Annotated in this window: 1 protein-coding gene; it reads left to right on the forward strand. The window is 34.7% G+C overall.

The window, feature by feature from the left end; genetic code table 11:
• Positions 1–14 precede the first annotated feature (14 nt).
• Positions 15–11,947 (forward strand): thrombospondin type 3 repeat-containing protein (locus ACRDEC_RS07915; protein WP_431497794.1); only part of this gene is annotated, 11,933 nt, incomplete at its 3' end.

Genomic DNA, 11,947 nt, shown 5'->3' on the forward strand with positions numbered 1-11,947 from the left:
GTAAAACTGTTTTTATGAATTTATCACATTTTATTACTAATAAATTACGTTACATATCATTAGTATTGGTTTTTATAACTAGTAGTATGACTGTTTTTGGGCAACAAAACATTTATAAAGCCCCGTTACAAACGTATACTAGCACCCAAATTACTAATGGTGCGTCTAAGGTTATAAAAGACCCTGAAATGGACGTTCCTAATCATGTTTCGATTAATCCTAAAGCTTTTATCAGGCTTAAGGTTGATAATGAATTAGGGCCATTTACTTGGTGTAAAACAACGGTAAATTTAAATGTAACGCCTATTCTTCCGGGTGGTGCTGAAGATACTGCCAATATGTATACCCAGTCATTAACGGTAGAATACAATCCTATAGGGAACTCTGCTAATTTTTCTGATTTAGCTTTACATGAATTGAATAATGTGTATGGAGTAAAAGTTCAGGTTAATTCTTATTCGACATTTAATGTTACATCTGGAGATACAATGACAATTGTTAATCCAAATGTATTTTTAGAATTAGGTTTTGAATCAGAACGCTATTATCAGGTAAGTCAACAAATGCCAAATGTTCAGGCAAGTATTTTTAATGATGATGTAAACGACCCTGTAGCGGTAAATTTCCAATGGTCTTCACTTGCAGGTGCTATAGAATATGAGGTTGAGTGGACTTGGGTGGATAATTACGCCCAGGCAATTGGTTCCATCCTGAATCCGGACCAAATAAATTTTTCTGCAAGAGATTTTGAATTGGATAATACCAGAATCCGTACATCAGATCTTTACTATCAGATTCCTCTGGTTTATTCCAAAGGATACCTTATTTACAGAGTCAGAGCGGTAGGTAGATTTATGGACGATGTAACTAAAACTTTTTATGGACCTTGGAGTTCAGGAATGTCTCTGAAAACAACAGTTGCTGACTGGCAGAATAGTTATATCCCGATTCCTGAGCATGAAATAAAAAAGAACTGGCAGTTTCAGGCAAGTTATGCTGAACAAGGAAAAAAGAAAGAAGTAGTAAGTTATTTTGACGGATCATTAAGAAACAGACAGACAGTTACTAAAATTAACACAAGTAATCAGGCTGTTGTTGGTGAAGTAATATATGATTCACAAGGTAGGCCGGCAATTGAAGCATTACCGGTTCCAATCGATAAGAACTATATTAAATATTTTAAAGACCTGAATAGAAACCTGAATGATGAGCTATATACACATTTGGATTTTGATTGGGATGAAAAAGAACAATGCGATCCTAAAATAGGAGGGATGATTAATAAAAGTGGATCAAGCCAATATTATTCGGGTAACAATAATATAGTAAGTCCTTTTAGTAAATACGTTCCGGAAGCCAATGATTTTCCTTTCAGCCAAGTGGAATACACACCGGATAATACCGGAAGAATAAACAGAAAAGGTGGAGTTGGTATAACACACCAATTGGGGACAAATCATGAAATGAAATATTTCTATACTGCACCTAATCAAGAAGAACTAGACAGACTTTTTGGTTATAATGTAGGTTTTGTATCTCATTATAAAAAAAATATTGTTGTTGATCCTAATGGTCAGGTAAGTGTAAGTTATCTTGATCCGCAGGGAAGAACAGTTGCAACTGCTTTGGCAGGAAACTCACCAGATTCACTAGTTGCTCTTGATGATGAAAAAGATTCTAGTTTGCACAAAAAAATCACTACTGACTTACTTAATAAAGTCAATGCTGATGATACTAATACACCTATTGATAACAACGAATTAAAAACATCATCTCACTTTAATAATTTTGAAGACAGACTAACCTTGTCTAAAGAAGTTGGTGTAGCGGGTAATCAAGTTGAACACAATTTTGTTTACAAAGTCCGTAACGATAAGTTTTTCAATCCGGAATTTTGTAAAAACAATTATTCATTTGTTTATGATTTAAATATTAGCTTAAAAAATCAGTGCGGTACTAATCTATTTACGGAACCGACTCCTGATTTTCAAATCGGGGAATATAGTATTTCTTCTAACCCGGCTACTTTTAGTTATGATGAAAATAATTTGCCAATCAAGCCTTCTGATTTAAAATTAGATACAGGCAGTTATCCTTTAATTAAAGATTTGAGAGTTAAAGAGTCTGTACTTAATCTGTATGCAGATGATTATATTTCACAATTAACAGATCCAAAATCTGATTGTTATATCAATCCTAATCAGTTTGCACCGCAAATTCATATTGATTGTGATGTAACATGTGAAGAATGTACAGAAAGTATCGGTACGCTTGATCATTATATTATAAGACAGTTAAAAGGTGTTTATAATGTGCCTGAAACTAATAACGATGTCTTCTCTATTGACACTGTAACGTTTGCAGTTACAATTCATCCGGAAGCGGTTATTTCTCCAATTAATTTCGGGCAGCCTATAGTACAAAGTGATGTAGACGGATTGATAGTTCGTTTTAAAGGAGAGTGGAAAATATTAAATGCAGCTTGCGAACAATTATGTGGTCCTACTTTTGCTTCAGGTTGTGATACATATGAAAAATTGCTTTTAAGAGATGTGTCTCCTGATGGGCAATATGGTTCAAGAGGTGACCTCGCCGTAGATCCGGTTACAGGAATCGGTACCTATACGAATACTGATTTGCTTAGTATTTTTAATGAAAATAACGAAATTGTTAAAAACAATGATGCAGTTGAAACCTATGATATAATTGATAATGATTGGAGACATCCGTTCAATGGCGAATACTATGATGAGTTGGGTCAGCCTGATAAAGTTGAAGTTTTAAGCAATGGCACTGGTTATACGCCTGAAGTAGTCGTTGGTGCTACAATTATTACAGATCCTGTTGATGGAAAAACGTATGTTAAACCACAAGACTTATTAGATGTAACCGTTTTTATAGATAAATGGAAAGAGTCTTGGGCAACATCATTAATTAAATACCACCCGGAATATTGTTACTTAGAATATTCTGATAAACTTTGCGGACTTACAAAATCCATAAGCGTAAGAAGATACGGAGGGAATAACAATGCTACTTTCATATCAGCACAAAACAAAATATTAAATTCGGATGAGTTTGACGGTTATTTACAGTATTTAGATACTTATCAAAAAGCATCTGAAGCAGGGTTTTTCGATATTGCTAACATGGGTGCTAATCCGGTTTTTGAAAGCGACCCTTATTTTAGCGCGCAAATATCCGGAGGATTTGAAGACGCAAACTCTTTCCAACTTAGGAGAGGTATTATGCTTTCTGCCTTAGAAGATCAATATGAAAACTATGTTTTTGTTGCAGGAGGAAGTAATATGCAAGCTGCTTTATTTCAGGCTGCAATTCAAATTGTAAAATGTAATGCCATTCAGACTTGTGATTTTAACGTGATAAGCGCTAACCCGACTTCATGGACTACAGAAGAGATGAATAGAGTTTGGAATACATATAAGAATTTGTATATATCACTTAAAGGTAAAATAAAACATGTTTTTATCAATACATACGCAAAATCGAAAGGTTGTTATAATGGATGTATTGGTACTGAAGGGGTTACTGCTTCAAATTCAAACATTACGGCTATTATTGGCTTTTATAATTTAGCGTCGAGCGTTGACACTTATATAACTAATAATAATCCTACGGTAACAACTCCTCTTACTCCGGTTTTTTGCGACCACTTATCTTCATTAAACTATAACAGTAAAGAGAAAAGATTTGTTCCTATCGATAACACTTATGATTCAAGTGTGTCAGGACAGGATGCAATCAATCAATTACTTCAATTAGGTAATTATCAGTATTATGTACAAACAGGTAATTGTCCTTTAATAAATGACCTTAATTTATTTTTAAATGGTCAATTTAATGATATTAATTTAGCAACACCTCCGGTAGCTATTGTTTCGGATTGGCATAAAATCGGTCAAGGATTGTCTGCAAAGCTTTTCAGCGAATTTACAGGAAATCCATTGCCTTTGACATTTCCAACTTCTACAATACCTACGGGCGATATTACTATAGTCACCCCAAAAAGCATAAAATTTGCTTTTACTCCTGTTGCTGCAGGTTTCCCATCAACTCCAGCTGCTTTGGAATTATCATTGCCAGCTGCTTCGACTTTATCTTGGGCTGATTATAAGATTATAGGTGCCGGGAAATGGCATATAATAGGATTTAATCAATTGTATTATGATGCGCCAACTTCTACATTGTCAGGAGCGCATCCGATATTTTCATTCCAAGTTCTTGCAAGAGTTGAAAAAGACGGTATAATCAGCGATGTTTTGCTAACAGGTAAAACAATAGCTAAAATTGGAGAATGTCACCTTGAAGGAGAGCCGGGAATAGGTGAAGTTATTGTCTCTAATGATGCAAATTGTAATAAAAAAGAATTGTTTGCAGCTGCGTTTAAGAATTTTATCATTCACCTGCAGGCTATCAATCAAGTGGATCAATTTTATACGATTCAGGATGGTTCAGGCTCAGGTTCTGTAGATTCAGTATTTAATGCAGGTTACCTTAAAACTTATTTTGGAATTCAGCCAAATGATTATGTTCAATGGTTTGGAAATGGCGATTATAGCGGAGGAAGAATAAAGGTTAATAATACATTCAGAATGGAATATTCCATTGAAGAGAACAGTCTGGCAAATGCTGTAGTTGATATTATATTTGATGTTAATTATTCTAATAACGGTAAAGTTAGAACTGTAGTCAAGTTACCTGACGGAACGATACGTAATTTAGAATCAACTGTTTTAACATATTGTTCTTCTGGAGAAGAAAAACTGGTAAGTAATGTTAAAGGATCAAAATCCGAAGGCGAATTTGAAACATCACACTGTCTGCCACTTTATTTCGCATGTTGTTCTGCTTGTGGAGAATGGGATTATAATGGTGATGGTGTAGGTGATTTTTGTGAAGTATCCGGATATGATGATGATAATGATGGTGTTCCGACTGATTTTGACAACTGTCCTTATACTGCTAACTCTAATCAACTGGATAACGACCATGATGGTGTTGGAAATATATGTGATAACTGTTTAACATCTGTTAATCCTGGGCAAGAAGATGCTGATCAGGATGGAATCGGAAATGCCTGTGATCCGGATTATGTTCCTGTATGTGCTATTCCAGCTCCGGCAGCGCTTAATTTTGGAAACAAACTTAAAGATGTATTAAACGACTTTTTGCAAAATCACTTAAATGACAGCCCTTACGAATTTTACACACCTGAAGCCGCAGTAAGCAGTAATACACCTGTTTCAAGCTTTGTTAGTTCATGTGATTTACAGACTCTTTTTGGTGGATTATTAACAAATAGTCTCCCTTTGCCTTCACAGTATACTCCATACAGCCAGAATCAGTTAACACACTATAAAATTAATTCAGGTTACGGACTTATTGAAATCAATTTAAATGACAATCCTCCAACAGGAGAATATAAAAGCTGTCATTTCTATTTGCAAGGATTTTTAGGAAATGAAATACCGCAAATCGATCATATTATTGCAGTTACAATAACGGCAGAACCGTTTTCTCAGAATGGCCGTAATGCCGTAATGGAATATGTGAGTAAAAGCGGAATTACAAAAATTACTACTTTCCATATCTCTATTTTTGAGGAAGTTGCGCTTGGTTACGGAGTTAATGAAAAGTTATGTGAATTCATGACTCAAAATTATAGCGGTAAACATGCTGGAAAAGACACGTCATTTTTAAATCAGAATTTCTCGAAAGGTGTAGCCAATAAAGAAATTTTACTGAATACTATTAATTCAACGGTTAATCCTGAAAAAAGATTTAAGCCTTATTTTGTATTAAGAAAACAAATTACAAAAGGAAGCCCAACAGGCCGTTTGTATTTCAAGGATATTATATTCAAGCCTAAAGATGTATCATACGCAAAAGGACAGCTTATAGATGTTACATTCAATTTTAGCGGTATTGCGATGCAGGATACAGGATATACTTCATCTCCGACCGTAGTTATCAATGGTGCTAGCTTCTCCGTAGATAATAACAGACTTGAGAAATCATATATAGTAGACCAAAATGCGGCTGTAACAACGCATTATCCGCCTATGGATAGATTAGGTTGGCCAAGTTACTATCCTGCTAAATTTGAAATTAATTATTTAAAATATAAAATAAATAATTTTACCGAAGAGTTTATGTTTAATGAGGGTACAGGGTCAGCCTTGTCTTCAATTGGATCACCTATGACAGTAACTGCCGGAGCATGGAATGCTAATGGACTGGGATTGAATCTGGGAATCAGCGGCAAACAAACAAACTGGAATTCAAGCAACCACCAATTTAATTTAGAGCAGTATGCAGATATTAAGGTAAGTTCAAAAATAAAATTCACAGGAAGTTTACCTTATGATACACCAACTCAGTCTTTCGGATGTTTAGCACAAATTGATTTTCAGGATCCTGCAGATGCAAATATCCTGTATCAGATACTTGTAGTTGCTGAATATGCACCTGGTGATAACAGTAATCCGGAGAATAGCATTTGTGATAATATTTGTATTCCTCAAACTGTTGCTCCAATACCATGTGAGGAGAAATTACAGGATTATTTGACATTCTTGAATTTTGATGCAGCCGGGAATTCACAAAAAATTGCATTATTAAAAAGACAGATTATTGATGAAACAAAATTCTGTTCATCAAACTTCCAGTACTTGGTTGAATCTTATAAGACATATATCAATACATTAAATATAACATCAACAGATGATCCTAACTACCTATCAATAGCTCAGTTTGGTGATACAAACCTGAATTATGGTTATTTAGATATTAATACTGTTATTAATGCTTATGCAGCATATAATAATAATTCCCCTGGGCCGGTTTTCCCTGAAGACCCTAATGATCCTAGCGGTATTATTAGATATTTCTGGAGAGATTTTGTTGACGAAGTATATATGGTGAAAAACAAAATTTGTCCACCTAATGCAATGCCAACGTATTCTATACCGGTACCTGTGTCTAATCCTTGTGAAGAGATTTCGGCTAATATTGCCGCTACTTATCAGTTGGATTCGTATAATGCTTATATTTCTTCATTGCGTGCGAAATTCATCAAAGAATACATTGAGCAGGCTATGTCTACTGTGGTTGAAGAGTTTCATATGCAGTATGATGATAAAGAATATCAATATACATTGTATTATTATGATCAAGCTGGAAATTTAGTTCAAACGATTGCTCCTGAAGGTATTAAGCGTTATTCGGATACTGAAATGGCAACTAAAGAAGATTTGATTAAGGCACATAGGGAGCATAATGTCCAGTTCGAAGATCCTTTACTGGTTCCAGGTCATAGTTTCAAAACGGAATATAAATACAATTCGTTGAATCAATTGGTGTGGCAAAATACACCTGATGGAGGAATGACGCGTTTTGCCTATGATGAGTTAGGCAGGATAATTGCTTCTCAAAATGCTAAGCAGGACAACGAAGATCAAATTACCCGTACCTATAGACTAGGGGGCTATCTTTCATTGGATGCTGCTGGAAATATTCAGAATACAGTGGCTACCGGCTGGAATGAAACTAATTATGGTTATGTAAATGAACCTTTGGTCGGGAATGGATATATCGAGAGAACAGTTGAAGATGATGCTCTTGCGAATAATTTAAATACATTAGTAGGAGTTAATTTTGATCCAACTGAAATTACTGATATTGAGCAAAGACACTTATATGGAATGTATATTTATGAACAGAAGAAACTGTTGATAAAGTACTCTGATTCAAATGGTATTACACATTATAATTTCTTATCAAACTATGTAAAGGCTGGTGATAAATTAAAAATGGAAAGAAAGAATGGTGTCTTTAATTATTATTTAAATGGCAGCTTGATTACTACCAAAACAGACTATCATACAAGTAACCAAAATGCATATGTTACTTTTTATCTAAATGTGGTTGGCACAAAGGTTTATAATCTGAAGGTTGTTAGCTATAATGAAAATGAAAAGTTCAGTTATACAAAATATGATGAACAGGGACGTATTGCTCAAGCAGGTGAAGTTCATGCTCCTGTAGCATCTAATTATGATATAAGTGATGAAGGCCGTTTGGTGATAGGAACTACTGCTGTAAATGGATTTGACGATTCATTTGAAAAGACAGAAGTAACCAGAACGGAATATACTGTTGATCCTGAAATTGAAAGTGGAATAAATGCATCGGGGTTATTCACAACGAACACTGCTGCAGGATTTAATCCGGCTTTTAATAACAGAAATAGAGTTACAGGTGTTTTCTATCATGAAAACTTCGATTCATCAATTCCTTTAAATTTTGATAATGCTATTCTGTATAACTATGATGTGCATGGAAATGTAAAAGAATTGGTAACTTATAATAGTGAACTTAAAGGATATGCATGTGGGTTAAATGTTCTTGATCCTGCAACGGGTCAGACAAATGATTGTGAGAAACACATCAAACGTATTGTGTATGATTACGATCTTATAAGCGGTAACGTGAATAAAGTGACTTTACAACCTAATAAAGTAGATCAGTTTATCCATAAATACAACTATGATGCGGATAACCGTATTGTCTCTGTGGAAACATCATCTGATGGGGCTATCTGGGAGAAAGATGCAAATTATAAATATTATCCTCACGGGCCATTGGCAAGAATTGAACTTGGCGATAAAAAAGTTCAGGGTGAAGACTATATATATACTTTACAAGGATGGATTAAAGCTGTAAATGGAGAAAATCTTTCTGTTGCTAATAATGATTTAGGCCAGGACGGATTGTTAAGCGGAAGCACTAAAACAAAAGATGCTTTTGGATATTCTCTTAATTATTTTGATGGTGATTATAAAGCAATTACGGATGATAATGGAGATAATTCATTTAATCCATTAATGTTCAGCAGAAATAATACTATTGCCGGAAACATCAATAATTTGTATAATGGAAACATTAAGCAAATGACAACGGGAATCCGTAAAGTTGAAGATGAATTACTTCCTGTTCAAAAGAATAATTACAGTTATGATCAGTTAAACCGAATTAAAGAAATGACGTCAAGCTCTTTCGTTCCTTCTGCTGAAGGTTATGATAGCTTTGCTGCAAGTTACGGTTCTGATTACAAATACGATAGAAATGGTAATCTGCAAAGATTAAATAGAACTGCGCCTAATGAAACTTTTGCTCCTGAAGCAATGGATCAGTTAGAGTATGACTATTTACCTGGTAATAATAAATTAACCGTTGTTAAAGACAATGTTAACAGTACGTTTACTAACGACTTAAAAAATCAAGTACAGCAATTAGCCGCTCTTGGAATAACTTATGATATTCATAATCTTAACAGTCATAATTATGTTTATGATGAAATCGGTCAGTTAATTGAAGATAAAACGGAAAAACTGCAGATTGAATGGAGAGTTGACGGTAAAGTGAAGTCTGTTATAAAAGACCCGAAAGGGATGGCCGTTCCAATTGATTTTATATATGACGGTTTAGGAAATAGAATTGCTAAAAGAATTTACAATAATAATGGTATTGTAAATACTATTAAAACTACTTTTTATACAAGAGATGCTCAAGGAAATGTATTAGCAGTTTACGACCTTAATAACTCGTTCTCACGTGGAGGTCAAAATATAAGCTTGTCTTTGAAAGAGAATCACATATTTGGTAGCAGTAGGTTAGGACTTGAAGATAAAAATTTATTGGTTTATAAATTTTTCCCTAAAAAAGGAGGTTTAGAAATATTTGATGGAGGAATAAAGAAAACAGAAACTAAAACAACTTTAGCAGACATTTCGCAACCTTCAATGTCTTCAGTAGCAACACCATTGACAGTTTTTAGAGATTACTCTTTAAATATTGCTACTAATACATCGGCAACATGGTCAATGTTGGCAAGTGGAGTTAATCCGTTAACGGATCCTGACCTGACTAAGTTTAAGCTTGATACCAGACTAAAACTTAACAATGCAAGTTCTTTAGCTGACGGAATTTTCGAAATTGGCAAGTTGCAGTATCAAGGAGAGAAGATGCTTTCGGCAACCACGACTCCTGTGGAAATATTTCCTGATTTTTCTGTATCAATGGATACCAACTGTATTAATGTTTACAATCTTGATGTAGAAGGAACTACAGTTAAAATAAGACGAGTTAGAGACTGTCTTTTTGATAGAAAAAGTGAAGGTAAAATCAACGCAGAAGGAAAAGTTGAATTCCCATGTATTGAAGATTTATGCCCAGATACCGTTCAGGGAGATAGCTCAGGAGTAGTTTTGGCAGCATCGCAAGACGGGTATTTAGAATATAATCCTGACACGGTTCCTTCTGTTATAAATCCATCAGGAGCTATTATTAGTACCGGTCTAAGAATTAATGGAGACTTCTATGGTTTCAAAACTCAGGTTGTTAATAGCAGTCAGACATTATTGTCTGAAATTAGCGGAGGTATAGTAACTCCATTAGGAAATTTAGCTCCAAATACACAGTTGAAAATAGAAAAAGAAAAAGATATAACGACAGGGAATCAGATTATAAAATACAATTATACGCTTTCGGGCAGTTCGGCTAACACAGCAATTGTGAATACGTTGAATAACACTGACGATGCTTATTTTGGTATTATATTCGAAAATGACAAAATAGGAGAAGTAAGCAATTTAAGTATTGTTAAAGTTGATGATGCTGAGCCGGTTACAATTACAAATGAAATTGCATTGTCAGTTAAGAAAGAGAATAATGCATATAGCCCGATATTTACAGTAACCAAACTTAGAACAACCCAACAAGGAGTAACGACGAAAGGTAGTCTTACGTTGACTGGTACTGCATCAAATGAAAATTCAATCCAACAAGACGGTGTGGATCTATCACTTGATTTGTATTTGAATAATGCAGCAGTAAGTACGTTATCTGTAGATGGATTGGAGCAGATTATATCAAATACGAATATCGTATATGGACCGGTTGCCGGAGGAGCTCCTACTAATTTAACTAACAAACTTGGAGGAAGCGCTGCTAAGTTTGATATGTGTTACTTCAATTATGATTTAAGTGCTGTAAATCCAGTCGGATCTTCATTGAAGCACTCATTTAGTTTTGATGATGCTCAGAGTCTTACAATTATAAATAATCCTCCGAAAGCTTCGGAAAATGCAGCAATTCAGATGACTGTTGTGTCTGCAGATGATATTAGAAAGCTTGGACCATGTTTATTGGATCAGGATGGAGACGGATTGTATGATATTTATGAGTGTGTTGCTGTAGGAAATGGTTTCAATAACATAGATACTGACAACGATGGACTTCCGAATTATTTAGATGTAGATGATGATGGAGACGGTATTTTTACAATGAATGAAGGAGCCAACGATGATGGAGATCATAATCCTTTTACAGGTTTGGTTTTAAATACGAATGCTACGGCTTCGTCAAGCAATCCAAATATGATTGTAAATACTATACCTGACTATCTGGATGTTGATGATGACGGTGACGGATATGCTACATGGGAAATATTTGAAGGTGGTCCAGGAGCTTTTAACGCTACAACTTCAGGTGTGCCATATACGCAAAATACGGATGGTGATATTTTACCGGACTACAGAGATTACTCAGATGTAATTTATCCTGAAGCAGGGGAGTTTTCATTTAAAAATTACTTAAATTTAATAGGTGATAAGCGTTATGAACTTTCTAATCATTTAGGAAATGTTTTAGTCGTTATTAATGATAAAAAGATTCCAACTGTCTTTGGAAAAAGTGGTCAATTGGCATGGTTTAATGCAGATGTTCTTAACTATTCAGATTACTATCCTTTTGGAATGCTGGTACCAAACCGTTTCGGGTCAAGCACAGCCTACCGTTACGGGTTCCAAGGACAGGAAAAAGATGACGAGTTGAAAGGACCAGGAAACTCACTGAACTATACCTT

Origin of the sequence: Flavobacterium sp. (assembly GCF_050696275.1) — a bacterium.
GTDB lineage: Bacteria > Bacteroidota > Bacteroidia > Flavobacteriales > Flavobacteriaceae > Flavobacterium.